The organism is Labrenzia sp. C1B70 (assembly GCF_000475395.1).
GTDB lineage: Bacteria > Pseudomonadota > Alphaproteobacteria > Rhizobiales > Stappiaceae > Roseibium > Roseibium algicola.
This window is the reverse complement of the sequence record NZ_AXCE01000012.1, coordinates 314,155-331,191: the sequence shown is the minus strand read 5'-3', so window position 1 is coordinate 331,191 and position 17,037 is coordinate 314,155. Positions and strand designations below refer to the sequence as shown.

At 60.0% G+C, this 17,037-nt stretch carries 15 protein-coding genes; 13 read left to right on the top strand and 2 right to left on the bottom strand.

The window, feature by feature from the left end; all coding sequences use genetic code 11:
* Positions 1–233: 233 nt before the first annotated feature.
* From Q666_RS49840 to Q666_RS49810, 7 genes are all read left to right on the top strand, one after another.
* Positions 234–1,217: a TRAP transporter substrate-binding protein gene (locus Q666_RS49840; protein WP_023000843.1), complete on the top strand. Its 984-nt coding sequence runs from the start codon at positions 234–236 to the stop codon at positions 1,215–1,217.
* A 65-nt stretch (positions 1,218–1,282) separates the two neighbouring features.
* Positions 1,283–1,846 carry a TRAP transporter small permease subunit gene (locus Q666_RS49835; RefSeq protein ID WP_023000844.1) on the top strand — a complete coding sequence of 188 codons (564 nt, stop codon included), beginning with the start codon at positions 1,283–1,285 and terminating at the stop codon, positions 1,844–1,846.
* Positions 1,843–3,123, top strand: a complete 1,281-nt coding sequence (locus Q666_RS49830; protein ID WP_023000845.1) for a TRAP transporter large permease — start codon at positions 1,843–1,845, stop codon at positions 3,121–3,123. The genes Q666_RS49835 and Q666_RS49830 overlap by 4 nt, the downstream gene beginning before the upstream one ends.
* On the top strand, positions 3,120–4,142 hold the full coding sequence (locus Q666_RS49825; RefSeq protein ID WP_023000846.1) for a 4-hydroxythreonine-4-phosphate dehydrogenase PdxA: 1,023 nt from the start codon (positions 3,120–3,122) through the stop codon (positions 4,140–4,142). The genes Q666_RS49830 and Q666_RS49825 overlap by 4 nt, the downstream gene beginning before the upstream one ends.
* 13 nt (positions 4,143–4,155) lie before the next feature.
* Entirely contained in the window at positions 4,156–5,328 is a 1,173-nt protein-coding gene (locus tag Q666_RS49820) for an L-rhamnonate dehydratase (protein ID WP_023000847.1), read from the top strand.
* Positions 5,329–5,409: 81 nt separating this feature from the next.
* Positions 5,410–6,321, top strand: a complete 912-nt coding sequence (locus Q666_RS49815) for a dihydrodipicolinate synthase family protein (protein ID WP_023000848.1) — start codon at positions 5,410–5,412, stop codon at positions 6,319–6,321.
* Positions 6,322–6,380: 59 nt separating this feature from the next.
* Complete coding sequence (locus tag Q666_RS49810) at positions 6,381–7,388, top strand: LysR family transcriptional regulator (RefSeq protein WP_023000849.1); 1,008 nt, start codon at positions 6,381–6,383, stop codon at positions 7,386–7,388.
* A gap of 51 nt (positions 7,389–7,439) precedes the next feature.
* On the opposite strand, the gene rhaI is transcribed toward Q666_RS49810, so the two are convergent.
* Positions 7,440–8,723 carry an L-rhamnose catabolism isomerase gene (gene rhaI / locus Q666_RS49805; RefSeq protein ID WP_023000850.1) on the bottom strand — a complete coding sequence of 428 codons (1,284 nt, stop codon included), beginning with the start codon at positions 8,721–8,723 and terminating at the stop codon, positions 7,440–7,442.
* Positions 8,724–8,925: 202 nt separating this feature from the next.
* Entirely contained in the window at positions 8,926–11,028 is a 2,103-nt protein-coding gene (locus Q666_RS49800) for a bifunctional rhamnulose-1-phosphate aldolase/short-chain dehydrogenase (protein WP_031269239.1), read from the bottom strand.
* A gap of 184 nt (positions 11,029–11,212) precedes the next feature.
* Here Q666_RS49800 and Q666_RS49795 point away from each other — a divergent pair, with 184 nt between their 5' ends.
* From Q666_RS49795 to rhaM, 6 genes are all read left to right on the top strand, one after another.
* A complete protein-coding gene (locus Q666_RS49795) occupies positions 11,213–12,019 on the top strand; it encodes a DeoR/GlpR family DNA-binding transcription regulator (RefSeq protein ID WP_031269240.1) in 807 nt (268 codons plus the stop codon).
* Positions 12,020–12,074: 55 nt separating this feature from the next.
* A complete protein-coding gene (gene rhaS, locus Q666_RS49790; RefSeq protein WP_023000853.1) occupies positions 12,075–13,067 on the top strand; it encodes a rhamnose ABC transporter substrate-binding protein in 993 nt (330 codons plus the stop codon).
* A 101-nt stretch (positions 13,068–13,168) separates the two neighbouring features.
* Positions 13,169–14,722 (top strand): sugar ABC transporter ATP-binding protein, encoded by a 1,554-nt coding sequence (locus Q666_RS49785; protein WP_051990135.1) that lies wholly within the window; start codon positions 13,169–13,171, stop codon positions 14,720–14,722.
* Positions 14,719–15,702, top strand: a complete 984-nt coding sequence (locus Q666_RS49780; RefSeq protein WP_023000855.1) for an ABC transporter permease — start codon at positions 14,719–14,721, stop codon at positions 15,700–15,702. Before Q666_RS49785 ends, Q666_RS49780 begins: the two co-directional genes overlap by 4 nt.
* Positions 15,699–16,715 carry an ABC transporter permease gene (locus Q666_RS49775; RefSeq protein WP_023000856.1) on the top strand — a complete coding sequence of 339 codons (1,017 nt, stop codon included), beginning with the start codon at positions 15,699–15,701 and terminating at the stop codon, positions 16,713–16,715. The genes Q666_RS49780 and Q666_RS49775 overlap by 4 nt, the downstream gene beginning before the upstream one ends.
* A gap of 3 nt (positions 16,716–16,718) precedes the next feature.
* Positions 16,719–17,033, top strand: a complete 315-nt coding sequence (gene rhaM / locus Q666_RS49770; RefSeq protein ID WP_023000857.1) for an L-rhamnose mutarotase — start codon at positions 16,719–16,721, stop codon at positions 17,031–17,033.
* The last annotated feature ends 4 nt before the right edge of the window (positions 17,034–17,037 follow it).

Genomic DNA, 17,037 nt, shown 5'->3' with positions numbered 1-17,037 from the left:
ACAGAACGCTGCATTTCGGCTTGGGACAAGGGGCGGAAACCGCCGTTATCGGGCTTGCAACAGGTGCTGGTACTTGCTCTCATGGTTTTCGCAACAGGTGTGATCAATTCCATTTGGTTATCGGTCGATCCTGTCTTCCCATTATTCTTGGCAACGGACTTTCACTAGGTTCCCTTAGGTGGGAGTTGACGTCCGTCGCCGGTCGTCGGTCCCGTCAAGTGGAGGAGACATCAATGAACAAGATACACAAGGGCCTTTGTGCAGGCCTGCTCGCGTCCGTCTTTGCTTTCGGTGCACTGCCCGCGCAGGCCGAGACCTACATCGTTGCCGTTGGCGCGGCTTCCAACAGCTTGCAGGGCCGCAGCGCGCAGAAGTTTGCCGAGGAGCTGCAGGCGCGCCTCGGCGATGCCGACAAGGTCGAATTTTATGCCGACGCACAGCTGGGCGACGAGAAGGAGCTGATGCAGAAGCTGCGTCTCGGCACCGTGCAGTTCACCCTGATTTCGTCCATCATGACCAACGTGGCGCCGGAATTCGCCCTGTTCGACATGCCGTTCCTCGTCAAGGACCGCGAGCATCTGAAGGCCATCGACGCCAATCTGGTCAAGACGGAACTGGCTCCCAAAGCTGAAGCCGCCGGTCTTCACGTGATTTCGACCTGGGAAAACGGGTTCCGCCAGATCACGAACAACTCCCGCCCGATCAACACACCGGCCGACCTGGACGGGCTGAAAATCCGTACACCGTCTTCCGAGTGGCGTGTCGCGATGTTCAAGGAGTGGGGCTCTAACCCGACGCCGATGGCATTTTCGGAAGTGTTCGTGGCCCTGCAGACCGGCACGATGGACGGGCAGGAAAATCCGCTCACCAACATTGTCGGCGCCAATTTCCAGGAAGTTCAGAAGTATCTCAGCCTGACAGGCCACGTCTATTCGCCGACCTACCTGACGACGGGTGCCGGCACCTGGGGCAAGCTGCCGGAAAACGTCAAGACGGCCGTATCCGAAGTTGCAGCTTCGGTGCAGGACTGGTCGCTCAATGAAGGCGAGACTGCGGACAGGGAGCTGGTCGACAAGGTGCGTGCCGCCGGGGTCGAGGTGAACGAGGCCGACAAGTCCGCTTTCATCGCAGCGTCTGCGCCGATCTACGAGGCCTTTGCAGCAAAGGTTGAGGGTGGCGACAAGCTGGTGGGGCTGGCGCAGAGCCTTGCCGACTGATCAAACAAGACACTGACAAAACAGCCGGCCGGGTCAACCGGCCGGCAATTTCTCTGGGAGGAGCCATGATTGCTTTGTTCGAGCGCCTTTTGTTGCGCGCAATCGAGGCTGTCTGCATTGCACTTCTGCTCGCCTTGACGGGAGCGGTCATCTACTCGACGACAATGCGCTACCTGGGGGCTTCGCCGTCCTGGTACGACGAACTGGCCAGCGTGATGCTGGCGTGGTTGACCTACTTCGGCGCGACCTACGCTGTCTTCATGCGGCATCACATGTCCTTTTCCGGCCTGGTGACTGCCATGCCGAGAGGGCTGGCGGTGGCCTTGACAGCCTTTTCGGAACTGCTCGTCATCGCCTTCTTCGCAATTGTTGCCTGGTACGGCTATGCGGTTCTGGCGGTTGCCAAGTGGGATTCACTCCTCAGCCTTCCGTGGATGACGCTCGACATCGTGCAATCGGTCATCCCCATCACCTCAGGTCTCATGATCATCGGAACGTTGCTGACGCTGCCACGCACTCTGCGCGACGCTGCCGCCGGGGTTGATCGAGAACACGCGGAAATCGAACACGCAATTGCCGAGGCTGAAGAAGAGGCCCAGGCCATGCACGCACGGGAGGGCACGCGATGATCCTTCTTCTGACAACAATCGTCCTCATCGGTCTGATCCTGATCAACGTGCCGATTGCCGTGGCAATCGGGATTGTCGCTCTCGGCGGGTTCGTCCTGACTTCGGGTACGGACCGGCTCTACGACATGGCCATCGCGCTCTATTCGGGCTCGACCTCCTTTCCGCTGATCGCCATCCCGCTGTTCATCCTTGCCGGCAACCTGATGAACACGTCAGGCATTTCCGTCAGGCTGATCAACTTTGTCACTGCTCTCATCGGCTTTGTCCGGGGCGGGCTGGGCATGGTCAACATCGGTGTCTCGATGGTCTTTGCCGAAATTTCCGGGTCAGCCGTGGCCGATGTGGCCGCCACCGGTACGGTGCTGATCCCGGAAATGAAGAAACGCGGCTATTCCCGGACGCTTGCGGCGGCAATCACTTCGTCTTCGGCGTCCCTTGCCATCATCATTCCGCCGTCCATTCCCATGATCCTTTATGGTGCAATTGCCGAAACTTCGGTGCTGAAGCTGTTCGTGGCCGGTATCGTTCCGGGCGTTCTCGGCGGCGGACTGCTGATGATCGTCACCTACATTCTGGCGGTTCGCTACAACCTGCCGCGCGCCGAAGGCTTCGACCTTCGCCACGTTGCCAGGACCTTCCGGGAAGCGTTCTGGGCGCTCACCATGCCGGTGATCATCCTGGGCGGCATATTCTCCGGTATCGTGACGGCAACGGAAGGCGCCGGGCTGGCGGTACTGGCCGCCCTGGTGATCGGCCTGTTCATCTACCGGGATCTCGATGTCCGGCGCCTGCGCAAGACCATGCTGGAAGGTATCAGCCAGACGGGTGTGGTCATGCTGCTGGTGGCAACATCCGCCGCGCTGGGGCTGTTCCTGACGCAGGCCCAGGTGCCGCAGCAACTGGCCGCGCAGATCACCGAACTGACCACCAATCCCTTCATCGTGCTGGCCTTGCTCAACCTGCTCTTGCTGGTGCTCGGCATGTTCCTGCACGGGGCGGCAGCAATCATCCTGGTCGTACCGGTGGTCATGCCGCTGGTGAATGCGGTTGGCATCGACCCGATCCATTTCGGCATCATGGTGACACTCAACCTTGCCATCGGTCAGCAGACACCGCCGGTCGCCTCGGTGCTGATCACGTCCTGCTCGATTGCCAAGGCGGGCATCTGGGAAACGTCCCGTGCCAACCTGCCGTTCATCGGCGTGCTCGCCCTGATCCTGCTTCTGGTGACCTACGTTCCCCAGGTTTCCCTTGCTTTGACGGAGTTTATTCAATGACGACGCCCAAACCGCGTTTGGTTCTGACCCTTGGTGACCCGGCGGGTATCGGCTCTGAACTGGTCGCCCGGCTTCTCGCCGAGGAGGAAGCCCGCCAGGCGGCGGATATCCTGATCCTTGGAGACGAGGGAGAGTTGAAAACCGGCATGGAGATCGCCGGTGTCCGTTTCGACTATCAGGTCGTCTCAGCGGCTGCGTTGCCCGCGCAAGGGGCCGGGGTTCCGGCATTCCTGCAGGTTGGCAAGGCTCCGGAAGGTGGCTGGAAACGTGCCGAGGTGAGCGCGGAAGGTGGCGCACATTGCCTGGAAACGCTTGGCATGGGTGTCGACATGGTTCGGGCAGGCAAGGCGGATGCGCTGGTCTTCGCCCCGCTCAACAAGGCATCACTTCATTCGGCCGGCATGAGCCAGTCGGACGAGCTGCACTGGTTTGCCGGCCGGCTGGGCCACAATGGCAGTGTCTCGGAACTCAACGTGATGGACGGTCTATGGACCAGCCGGGTAACGAGCCACATCGCCCTGCGCGATGTGGCTGACCTCATCACCGAAGACAAGATCATCGAGGCTGCACGCCTGATCCATTCGGCCTTGAAGGATGCCGGGTTCGAGAGCCCGCGGATCGGTGTCTGCGGCCTCAATCCGCATAATGGCGACAACGGCAATTTCGGAACAGAAGAAATCGAGATCATTTCGCCCGCAGTCGAACGTGCCAAGGCGCTGGGCCTGCCTGTGGAAGGGCCATATCCCTCCGACACCATTTTCCTGAAAGCTGTCGCCAAGGAACTCGACGCCATCGTGACGCTCTATCACGATCAGGGGCAGATCGCGATCAAGCTGCTGGGCTTCTGGCAGGGGGTGACGGTGCAGGGCGGCCTGCCGATCCCGATCACCACACCGGCACACGGAACCGCCTTCGACATTCGCGGCAAGGGAACGGCCAATGTCGGCCCGATGCGCAACGCCTGGAACATCGCCTGCGCCATGGGAACGCGGCGCCGGTCTTCCCGAATTTCCAATTGAGTGGATCAGTCATATGAAAATCAAATCCGTACGCACGCGCGTCTGGACCTGGAAAGGTCCGACGGTCCCGCCGCAGGGCAACTTCTGCACCAACGCTTCAGATGCCCTGTGGATGAAGGGCGATGCAATGTCCTCCTTCCGCTTTCACCAGTGGCTGACATGTGAAGTCGAGACGGAAGACGGCACCATCGGTATCGGCAACGCCGCCTTGGCTCCCTCGGTCGTCAAGAAGGCCATCGACGACTGGTATGCACCACTGGTGATCGGCGAAGACCCGTTCGACTATGCCTACATCTGGGAAAAGATGTACCGGCGCAGCCACGCCTGGGGGCGCAAGGGGATCGGCATGACGGCTATCTCGGCCATCGATATCGCGATCTGGGACCTGATGGGCAAGCTGGTCGGCAAGCCGGTTTTCAAGCTTCTGGGCGGTCGCACCAAGGAAAAGATCCCGGTTTATTATTCCAAGCTTTACGCCGGGTCGATCGAGGCGATGCAGAAGGAAGCCGAGGAGGCAATGAAGGGCGGCTACAAGGCCTTCAAGTCCCGCTTTGGCTTTGGCCCCAAGGACGGCATGCCGGGCATGCGGGAAAACCTGAAGCGGGTCGAGGCGGTTCGCGAGGTCATCGGTTACGACAATGACCTCATGCTGGAATGCTACATGGGCTGGAACCTCGACTATGCCAAGCGCATGTTGCCGAAACTTGCTCCTTACGAGCCACGCTGGCTAGAGGAGCCCGTGATCGCGGATGACGTTGCCGGGTATGCCGAACTCAATGCTATGAACATCGTGCCGATTTCCGGCGGCGAGCACGAGTTTTCGGTGATCGGCTGTGCCGAGCTCATCAACCGCAAGGCCGTCAGCATCCTGCAGTATGATACCAACCGGGTTGGCGGCATCACGGCGGCGCAGAAGATCAACGCCATTGCCGAAGCTGCCCAGATCCCGGTCATTCCCCATGCGGGCCAGATGCACAACTACCATCTGACCATGGCCAACACGAATTGCCCGATCAGCGAGTATTTTCCGGTGTTCGATGTCGAGGTCGGCAACGAGCTCTTCTATTACATCTTCGAAGGAGACCCGGAAGCCGTGGACGGCTATCTGCAGCTTGACGACGATCTGCCCGGCCTCGGCATCACGATCTCGGACAAGCATCTCCAGCATTTCGACATTGCCGAGTGACCTTTCGGGTTTCCTGCTCCGGCCCGCAAACCGAGGCAGGAAGCTCATCCATTATCCTCAAAGACAAAAGCACGTAGCCCCATGACCCCTTATTCCGGTATCTGGCCTGTCGCCCCGACACCCTTTCACGAAGACGGTTCGCTTGATGAACCGGGCATGCGCCGCGTGCTGGATTGCCTTATCGACCAGGGCGCGGATGGCATCTGCATCCTGGCGAATTTCTCCGAGCAGTTCCTGTTGTCGGATGCAGAGCGCGAGTTGCTGACACGGCTTTGCATCGAGCATATCGACGGCCGCGTTCCTGTCATCGTCACGATCAGCCATTTCGCGACACGGATCGCGGTAGAGCGGGCGCAGCTTGCCAAGTCGCTTGGCGCAGCCATTGTCATGATGATGCCGCCCTATCACGGTGCTCTTTTGAAAGGGAACGCCCAGCAGACGTTTGATCAATTCGCTGCCGTTGGCGAGGTCGGCATTCCGATCATGATCCAGGATGCGCCCCTGTCCGGCGTCGACCTGCCGGTGCCGCTTCTGGTGAAGATGGCCCGCGAGATCGAGATGGTGAAGCTCTTCAAGATCGAATGCCCGCAGGCTGCCAACAAGCTGCGGTCTCTCATTGCTGAAGGCGGCCCTGCCATCGAAGGCCCATTTGATGGTGAAGAAGGCATCACGTTGCTGGCGGATCTGGACGCAGGCGCGCGCGGATCGATGACCTCGGGGATGATCGTCGACCAGATCAAGCCCGTCATCGAGCTCTATCACGCGGGCCAAACCGACGAGGCAGCAGATGCCTATGCGCGGGTTCTGCCCGTCATCAATCACGAGAACCGCTTGTGCGGCTGGCGCTCCTGCAAGGCGGCGATGGTCGAAGGCGGTGTCATCAAATCCGATTTCTGCCGGCATCCGATCGACCCGCTGCCGCAGCCGGTGCGCGAGAGGCTACTGACGCTTCTGCGCCGGCTCGATCCCCTGGTTTTGCGCTGGGGGCAGTGAGGAGAACTCCGGGGCGGTCAGCCGCCGTTTGATCCACCTAAAGACATGAGGCCGGGTATTTGACTGTCTGGAAAGGAAAAAATCCGGTATCGATTGAGACCGCCAAGCGGGTACGCCAACGACTGAGCGGATCGATCGATATGCATGGAACCTTCGACATGGCGATCCTGTCTCGCCTGCGGTTCAAACAGCTTGCCCTTGTGGCGAGCCTGGAAGTCACGACCAATCTGCACGAATCCGCGCGCGAGCTGAACCTTTCCCAGCCCGGGGCGACAAAACTTTTGAAGGAAGTGGAGGACACGCTCGGGGTCACGCTGTTCGAGCGTCTTTCCAGGGGAATGAAACCAACGGCCTATGGCGTGGTGGTCGCCCGGCATGCCCGCCAGATCATTTCCGAGACAGGGCGGCTGAAGGCGCAATTGTCGGCGATGCAGCGCGGCGAATATGGCAAGGTGCGGCTTGGCGCGATCATGGAAGCCTTGCCGGGGCAGGTATCCGAGCTGCTGATGAACCTGATGGAAACCAATGTCGGCCCGCAGATCAGCCTGATGGTGTCGACTTCCGACAATCTCATTTCCGCGCTCAACGAAGGTGCGCTGGATATTGTGTTGGGGCGGCCGGTGGAACATCTCGACATGACCGGCATCCGCTTCGAACCGCTCTGGCAGGAGAGGCTCGCTGTCGTGGCGGCGCCGTCGCATCCTCTGGTGCCAAGCAAGCAGCTCAGTCTGGTGGACCTTGGTGATTTCAGCTGGATCCTGCAGCCAAGGCCCAGCCCGATGCGCATGTCGATCGAGCTTGCTTTTGCTCATGCAGATCTGCCCGCACCGCATTACGGCCTTGAAACGTCGTCGATGCTGATGACGACGCTGGCGGTCGGAAAAAGCGACATGCTGGCCGTTCTGCCGCAATCGGTTGCCGACTACTATCAGGAAAACGGCCTGATCCGCATTCTGCCGGTCAGACTGGAAGAGCACATGAGCCGATACGGGCTTTTGATCCCGAACAAGGATGAATTCGACCCGGAAGTCGAGGCACTGGTCTCTCTCATTCGCGCCTCTGTCTGACCGGGAAGAGGGCCCCCTCCCGGCCGGTATTTCCTGGTCAATACTCCTGGGTCAGACGATCCCGCCGCCAGCCCCGGAAACTTCCGGGCGGATCTCCGCGACCTTTTGCCGGTATCCGGCAGTCCGATAAGCCGCAACAGGGTCGATGGCGCCGCCGTTTTCCAGTCTTGCCATGGCCAGGATCGGCTCGACATCGGTGCGGAAAGCGGTTTTCAGCGTGGTCGTCGCCATCAAGGCATCATTCGTGTCCTGAAAACCGTCCAGGGCAGACCTGTCGACCAGTAGTGCCTGGGCATAGGCGCGCTGCACCTCCATGGCGGAGACCATCAGGCTTTCGATAGGATCGGTGACATTGTGAGACTGGTCGAGCATATGCGCCGGGTCGAAGCCGGGCGCCTTCCGCGTTTCGGCGTCCACCAGTTCGTTGAACACCAGGAACAACCGGTAGGGATCGACGGAGCCCGTATCCAGATCGTCATCGCCATACTTGCTGTCGTTGAAGTGGAAACCGCCGAGCTTTCCGAACTGGATCAGCCGGGCAACGATCATCTCGATATTGGCGTTGGGCGCATGGTGGCCGAGATCGACAAGGCAGTAGGCCTTCGCGCCCAGTTCCTGCGCGATCATGTAGTTGGTGCCCCAGTCCTGCACGACAGTTGAATAGAATGCCGGCTCATACATCTTGTGCTCGGTGAACAGCCGCCAGTCGTCCGGCAGTTCCGCATAAATGGCTTTTGCTGCGTCCAGATACCGCTCGAACTGACGTGTGAAGTTGGCCTGGCCGGGAAAGTTCGATCCGTCGCCGATCCAGATGGTCAGGGCTCTGGAGCCGATGGCCTTGCCGATCTCGATGCATTCCAGATTGTGTTCGACAGCCTGCCTGCGCGTGCCTGCATCCGTATGGCTGAGCGAGCCGAACTTGTAGGAAAGAGGCTGACCGTCCTGATCCTGAAAGGTGTTGGAGTTCATGGCGTCAAAGCCAAGCCCGAGCGAACTTGCCTTGGCCTTCAGCTCCGCCGGGTCGGCCTTGTCCCAGGGAATGTGCAGCGAAACGTTTGGTGTTGCGCGGGTTAGCTGCTGGATGACGCTGCAATCTTCCAGCTTGTCGAAGATATGGCGCGGTTCGCCCTTGCCGGGAAACCGCGCAAAGCGCGTACCGCCGGTGCCGACACCCCAGGACGGCACCGCGACGCCATAGGCGGCGACCTTCGCCTTGATCGCATCGATGGAGACGCCGCGCCGGTCAAGCCTTTCACCCAGGGTTTCATAGTCACGCTTCAGGTCGGCTGTGCGGGTCTCGTTTTCCCCGGCGACCAGCGATGTGTCGATCATCATGAGAAGATCCTTTCCCGGATTTTCTTCGATCCGTTTGTTCCAAGATCACTTCCCTCAAGCCACTTCCTCATCCTGAGGAGCGAGCCTGCTCGCGTCTCGAAGGATGGGCGGCAAGCTCTGATCGTGTGGCCCATCCTTCGAGACGGACCTGACGGTCCTCCTCAGGATGAGGGAAGATGTGGTTCGATTACCTTGAGGACTGCTACCGCGTGAAAGCCTGAACATTGCCGGCGTCGACGTTGATGATGTTCCCGGTCGACTTGGCGGAAAACTCGGAGGCGAAAAAGTAGGTTGCCTCGGCGATGTCTTCCGGCAGCACGGACAGTTTCAGCAGCGAGCGCTGGCGGTAGTGTTCCTCCAGCTCCGACGTGTCCTTGCCGTAGGCTTCTGCGCGTTCCTTCAGCCAGTCACCGGACCAGATCTTGGACCCGCGCAGGACAGCGTCCGGATTGACCACATTGACGCGGATCCCTTCCGGAGCACCTTCCAGGGCGAGACAGCGGGCAAGGTGCAGTTCGGAAGCCTTGGCCGTGCAATAGGCGCTGGCGCCGGGAGACGCGGCGAGGCCGTTCTTCGATCCGATGAACACGATGGAGCCGCCGACCCCTTGCGTCTTCATGACCTTGAAGGCCTCACGGGACACCAGGAAATAACCGGTCGACAGGATCGACATGTTCCGGTTCCACAGGTCGAGCGTGGTGTCCTCGATCGGGGCGGAAGACGCGATGCCGGCGTTGGAAACGAGAATGTCGACACCGCCGAATTCCAGTGCAGCTCGGGCAAAGCTGTCTGCCACTGCGTCTTCACTGGTGACATCCATCGTCACCGTGCGCACGACGTCCCTGGAATAACGTGAGGTGAGATTGTCGGCGGCGGCCCCAAGTGCGTCCGCGTCGATGTCGGCCAGCACCACACAGGCGCCTTCGCGCAGGAAGCGTTCAGCGGTGGCCGAGCCGATGCCACCGGCGCCGCCGGTGACCAGCGCGATCTTGCCTGCAAGGCTCTTGGGTTTGGGCATGCGCTGCAGCTTGGCTTCCTCCAGAAGCCAGTATTCGATGTCGAAGGCTTCCTGTTCCGGCAGGCCGCGGTAGGTGGAAACGCTGGAAGCGCCGCGCATGACGTTAATGGCGTTGGTATAGAATTCGCCGGAAATGCGTGCCGTCGCCTTGTCCTTGGCGAAGGTGATCATGCCAACGCCCGGCACCAGGTAGACAACGGCGTTCGGGTCGCGAAGGGCGGGGCTGTCGTCGTGCTTGCAGCGCTCATAATAGGCCGCATAGTCGTCACGGTAAGCTTCTGCAGCCTGACCGAGCCCGGCAAGCGTTGCCTCGATGTCCGGGGTCGCGGGATCGAAATCGACCACGAGCGGGCGGATCTTGGTGCGCAGGAAATGATCCGGGCAGCTTGTGCCGAGGGCGGCAAGGGCTTCCATGTCATTGGCGCAGACGAATTCCAGCACAGCGTCGCTGTCGTCAAAATGACCGACCATATGCTGCTTGCCGGAGACCATCCCCCGGATTGCAGGCATCAGGCGGGCGGCAACGGCGCGCCGGTCGGATGGGGCCAGGGCGCGGTGTTTCGAGCCGCCGAAAGCATCTCTTCCTGCCGTCTTTTCCTCAAACCAGGCAATCGCCTTGTTGATGATTTCCAGTGTGGTTTCGTAGCAGGTCCTGGCGTCGTCAGCCCAGGTAAAAAGGCCATGGCTTTCCAGAACGACCCCGCGGGCCTCCGGATTTTCCAGGCAGAATTTTTCCAGCCACAGGCCCAGTTCATAGCCTGGACGCTTCCAGGGAAGCCAGCCGATGTCGGCGCCGAAAATTTCCTGCGTGATTGCCTTGCTGTCGCTTGCCGCTGCAATGGCGATGATTGCGTCCGGATGCATATGGTCGACATGACTTTTCGGCACATAGGCATGAAGCGGCGTATCGATGGAGGCGGCGCGCGGGTTCAGGTTGAAGGTGCAATGGGGCAGGCAGGCGACCATCTCGTCTTCGAACTCGACACCGCGATAGAGCCCTTTAAGTGCCCGCAGCTTGTCCATGTAGAGCGTCGCAAAACCATCCATCTTGATGGTGCCGACATCGCCGCCGGAGCCCTTGACCCACAGTACCTCGACCTGATCGCCGGTGAGGGGATCCTTTTCCATCGCCTTGGCGGAGGTGTTGCCGCCACCGTAGTTGGTGATGCGCTTGTCGGAGCCCAGGAGGTTGGAGCGATAGAGCAGCAGCTCCGCTTCGCTCATGCCGGAAGCCTTCTGGTCATCCCACAGGTTTGCAAGCCGGGAACCGGCAGCGGAATTCAACATCTTTTCCTCCCAGGTAAGCCTGACGGCTTGCGTCTCGTTGTCTAGAAACTCGCTTGAACGGATCAGGTTGTCAATCAAAAACGATCAATATCAATCATATTGCGCTGCAAAATGATCATTTTTGATTTTTTATGATTGACATTGACCGGTATTGGTGGAAACGTTTGATCAATGGGAGGACCAGATGCACGAGAAAGAACGCCACAGGATCATATTGTCCGCAGTCCAGGATCGTCCGGTCGTGACGGTGCAGGAGCTGGTGGCGTTGACGGATTCCTCAGAAGCGACCATCCGTCGCGACATTGCCCAGCTGCATGTGCAGAAGAAGCTGCGCCGCGTGCGGGGTGGGGCGGAGAGCATTCATCCGCCGCAATTCGTCGGGCTGGCGGGGCGTCCGTTCAGTGTCAACGAAACGATCAACATCGCTCAGAAACGCGCAATCGCGCAAAAGGCGGTGGAGCTGTGCGAGGATGGCGATGCCATCATCATCAACGGCGGCACAACCACCTTTCAGATGGTGCATCCGCTGGCAACCAAGCGCTGCCAGGTGTTCACCAACTCGTTTCCGATTGCCGAGCATCTCCTCAAGAATTCCAAGAACACCATCATGCTCTCGGGCGGGGTGATCTATCGCGAACAGAACATCATCCTGAGCCCCTTCGACAATGACGTGACCCGGAACTTCTACGCGACGCGCATGTTCATGGGCGCTCAGGGGCTTGGGCCGCTTGGGCTCATGGAGGCAGATCCGTTGCTCATTCAGGCCGAGCAGAAGCTGATCGGCCAGGCGGATGAACTGGTGGTTCTGGCGGATTCGTCGAAATTCAGCGCACGTTCCAGCCTGATCCTGTGCCCGCTCGAGCGGATTTCCACCGTCATCACCGATGACAGGATCCCCGACAGCGCGGCCAACATGCTGGAACAGGCCGACATCCATCTGATCGTGGCGGAAACAAGCGCCGCACAGACCAAGGCAACCTCGAACGGGTAGCCGGCACACTGTCCGGACCTTGGGAGGGGCCGGCAGCACTTTAGGGAGGAAGACCATGAAATTGCTCAAGTCACTTCTGGCGGCAACAGCTGTCGCCGCCGTCTGCATAGCCGCACCGGCCAGTGCCGCGGAAAAACGCATCGCCCTTGTCGTCAAGGCACTCGGCATCGGCTTCTTTGAAGCTGCCGCCAAGGGCGCTGAAGAGGCCGCCAAGGAACTCGGTGATGTCGAGATCATCTACACCGGCCCGACCGACACGACCGCAGAAGGTCAGATCGAGGTCATCAACGCGCTGATCGCCCAGAAGGTTGATGCCATTGCAATCTCCGCCAACGATCAGGACGCCCTGGTTCCGGCACTGAAGAAAGCCATGGACCGCGGCATTACCGTGATTTCCTGGGACAGCGGCGTTGCGCCGGAAGGTCGCCAGCTTCACCTCAATCCGTCGTCCAATCCGCTGATCGGCAACATGATCATCAAGCTGGCCGCCGATCATCTGCCCGATGGCGGTGATGTCGCCGTCCTGTCCGCGTCCGCAACGGCCACGAACCAGAACATCTGGATCGAGGAAATGAACAAGGTGAAGGACAATTATCCGGGCATCAACGTGGTCGCCACCGTCTATGGTGATGACCTTGCCGACAAGTCCTACCGTGAAGCCCAGGGCCTGATGCAGACCTATCCGGACCTGAAGGCGATCATCGCGCCGACGTCCGTGGGCATCGTTGCCGCAGCTCAAGCGGTCTCCGACGCCGAAAAAGCCGGTCAGGTCAACGTGACCGGGCTCGGCCTGCCGTCAGAAATGGCTGGCCACATCGCATCCGGTGCATCCAAGTCGTTCGCGATCTGGAACCCGATCGATCTCGGCTATTCGGCTACCATGCTGGCCTACAACCTGTCCACCGGCGCCGCGGAAGCAAAGCCGGGTGCGGAAATCCCGATGGGACGTATGGGCACGCTGACGCTCAACGACAGCAACGAAGGCGCGATGGCGGACCCGTTCGTCTATGACAGCTCCAACATCGACGACTTCAAGGACATTTTCTAAGCTGGTCGCCAGGACCGGACGATAGAAACATGTCAGACCCGGTGCCATGCGCACCGGGTCTTTGAAACCAGCAACGAAACTCCAGGCTCCGGGAAATGGTCATGCTTGCGAACACGCAGGGCATAGCGGATACGCATCCGCAATCGGAAGACGGCGCGGGGCCGGTACTGACGCTCAGCGGTATCTCCAAGTCGTTCCCGGGCGTGAAGGCGCTTTCCGAAGTATCGCTGGAGCTGTTCCCGGGGGAAGTTACTGCCCTGGTGGGGGAAAACGGCGCGGGTAAATCCACCATCGTGAAGATCCTGACCGGCATCTATCAGCCGGACGAGGGCGCAATCGCGATCAACGGCACACCGGTTTCCTTTCCCACTGCCCAGGACGCGGGCCGGGCAGGGGTGACGGCGATCCATCAGGAAACCGTCCTTTTCGATGATTTGTCGGTGGCGGAAAACATTTTCATCGGCCATGCGCCGAAAACCCGTTTCGGGCTGATCGACCGCAAGGAAATGCTGCGCAAGGCACAAGCGCTGCTTGACCGGATCGGCGCCAGGATCGATCCGAATGTCACGCTGAAGGATCTCGGTATTGCCAACAAGCACCTGGTGGCGATTGCTCGGGCGCTCTCCATCGACGCCAAGATCGTCATCATGGATGAGCCGACCGCCTCGCTCTCCCACAAGGAAATTGAGGAAACCTACGAGCTGGTGGAACGCCTGAAGGCGGAAGGCAAGGCGATCCTCTTCATCAGTCACAAGTTCGACGAGATTTTCCGCATCGCGGACCGCTACACGGTTTTCCGGGACGGCCAGATGGTCGGCAAAGGCAAGATCGAGGCTGTTTCCGAACAGGAGCTGGTCAAGCTCATGGTCGGCCGGTCGGTCGACCAGGTTTTCCCGAAACGGGCACCGCAACTGGGTGAGGAAGTGCTGAAGGTTGTCGGCTATTGCCACCCGACGGAATTCGAGGACATCGGCTTCACGCTTCGTGCGGGAGAGATCCTTGGTTTTTACGGCCTTGTGGGGGCCGGGCGCAGCGAATTCATGCAGGCGCTGTTCGGCGTGACCAGGCCTTCCAAAGGGGCAATCCGGATAGACGACAGGATCGCCGTCATTCGCGATCCCAACGAGGCCATCCGGCAGGGCATCGTCTATGTCCCTGAGGACCGAGGCAAACAGGGCGCGATCAAGGGCCTGCCCATTTTCCAGAATGTCTCGCTGCCGTCGCTCAAGGAAACCTCACGCAAGGGGTTCCTGCGGCTTGCGGAGGAATTCAAGCTGGCCCGTGACTACACGCGGCGGCTGGACTTGCGCGCAGCAGCTCTTGACCAGGATATCGGCGAACTGTCCGGCGGCAACCAGCAGAAGGTTGTCATCGCCAAATGGCTTGCGACCAAACCTCGGGTGATCATCCTGGATGAACCCACCAAGGGCATCGACATCGGGTCCAAGGCCGCGGTGCATGAATTCATGGCGGAACTGGCCGCCGAAGGTCTGGCGGTCATCATGGTGTCGTCCGAAATTCCCGAAATTCTCGGCATGTCCGACCGGGTGATTGTCATGCGGGAGGGGCGTATCGCCGCCGAATTTGAAGGCGCTGACCTGTCGCCCGAACATCTGGTGCGGGCGGCTGCCGGCATCACGGAGGTGCGCACATGATCCGCTCGCTGATGAAATCGCGCGAGACCATTCTCGCCGGAGCTATCCTGGTTCTGGTGTTGGCCATTGCCACTCGCTTTCCCGGCTTCGTCGCGCCGTCCAACCTGGCGAATGTCTTCAACGACACGGCTCCGCTGATCATTCTGGCACTCGGCCAGATGGTGGTGATCCTCACCCGGTGTATCGATCTGTCCGTTGCCGCGAACCTGGCGCTCACCGGCATGGTGGTCGCCATGCTCAACATGGCCATGCCCGGTCTGCCGGTGCCGGTTATCCTGGCCCTGGCGATCTGTCTTGGGGCCTTGATGGGGCTTGCAAACGGACTGCTTGTCTGGAAGCTGGATATTCCGCCCATTGTCGTCACCCTTGGCACCATGACCATCTACCGGGGCATCATCTTCGTCATTTCCGGTGGGGAGTGGATCAACGCCCATGAGATGAGTGACGCCTTCAAGGCCTTCCCGCGTGAGGTCATGCTCGGTCTGCCGGTTCTGTCGTGGATCGCGATCGCCGTCGTGATCGGGTTTATCGTTCTGGTCGGGCGGACACCACTTGGCAGGGCTTTCTTTGCCGTTGGCGGCAATCCGCACGCGGCGGTCTATACGGGCATCAATGTCGGCCTCACCCAATGCGCGGCCTATGTCATTTCCGGCGCGCTTGCCGGTCTCACCGGCTATCTCTGGGTTGCCCGCTATGCCGTTGCCTATGTCGATATCGCCGGCGGTTTCGAACTTGAGGTGGTTGCGGCCTGTGTCATCGGCGGGATCTCGATTGCCGGCGGCATCGGGTCTGTCGGCGGGGCTCTGCTCGGTGCGCTGTTCCTCGGTATCGTCAAGAACGCCCTTCCGGTGATCAATATCTCACCCTTCTGGCAACTCGCGATTTCCGGCAGCGCAATCATCATCGCCGTAGCCTTCAACGCCACGTCCAACCGGACCAAGGGCCGGGTGATCCTGAAAAAAGCGGAGCACGCAGCATGAGCCTCGCCACCCCAGACACCGGCGCGCAGGGGCGTCAGATTCCGGACAGGCTGAAGTCGCCGCTGCAGCGGTTTCTGGTGAACTGGGAACTGCTTCTGCTGGTGGTTGCCGTCGCCGTCTTCACGCTAAACAGCTTTGCCTCGCCTTATTTCCTCGACCCGTGGAACCTCTCCGACGCGACCTTCAACTTCACCGAAAAGGCGATGATTGCCTTTGCTATGGGGCTATTGATCATTTCCGGCGAGATCGACCTTTCGGTTGCCTCGATTATCGCGCTTTCGTCCACGGCCATGGGCTTTGCCGTCCAGATGGGGGCCGATACGCCGGTTCTGGTGATGATCGGCCTCGGCACAGGGCTGTTGTGCGGTGCCTTCAACGGCTTCCTGGTGACCGGCTTCGGCCTGCCGTCCATCGTGGTGACCATCGGCACCATGAGCCTGTTCCGCGGCATTTCCTATATCGTGCTCGGCGACAAGGCCTACACCGGCTATCCATCCGACTTTGCCTTTTTCGGTCAGGGCTACGTCTGGTGGGTGATCTCCTTCGAGTTCGTCCTGTTCGCACTGCTCGCCATTGTTTTCGCTGTCATTCTGCACAAGACCAACTTTGGCCGCGCGGTCTATGTTGTCGGCAACAATCCGGTCGGTGCGCTTTTTTCCGGCATTCGCGTGCCGCGGGTCAAATTCGCGCTTTTCCTGCTCACGGGGCTTATGTCCGGTGTTGCCGCCATCTGCCTGACCTCGCGCCTCGGGGCGACAAGACCGTCGATTGCCTTCGGCTGGGAGCTTGAGATCGTGACAATGGTGGTGCTGGGCGGCGTCAATATTCTCGGTGGCTCCGGCTCCATTCCGGGCGTGGTGATCGCTGCCTTTGTGATGGGCATGGTCACCTTCGGGTTTGGCCTGCTCAACGTACCGGGCATCGTCATGTCGATCTTCATCGGTCTGCTGCTGATTGCCGTCATTGCCTTGCCGCGCATCGCCCACCGGGTTCTCGCAAAGCGGAAGGCCTGAACCATGGAAAAATATGCCTTCAAGATGAAGCTCAATCCGGGCATGGAAGCGGAATACCGGAAGCGCCATGACGAAATCTGGCCGGAACTGGTGGCCTTGTTGAAAGACGCAGGCATCAGCGACTATTCCATTCATCTGGATCCCGAGACCGACATCCTCTTCGGCGTGCTTTGGCGCCAGAATGGCCACAAGATGGACGATCTGCCGAACCACCCGGTGATGCGGAAATGGTGGGCACATATGGCCGATGTTATGGCGACCAAGCCGGACAACGAACCAGTTGCAATACCGCTCACAACCGTCTTTCACATGGATTGAGCGT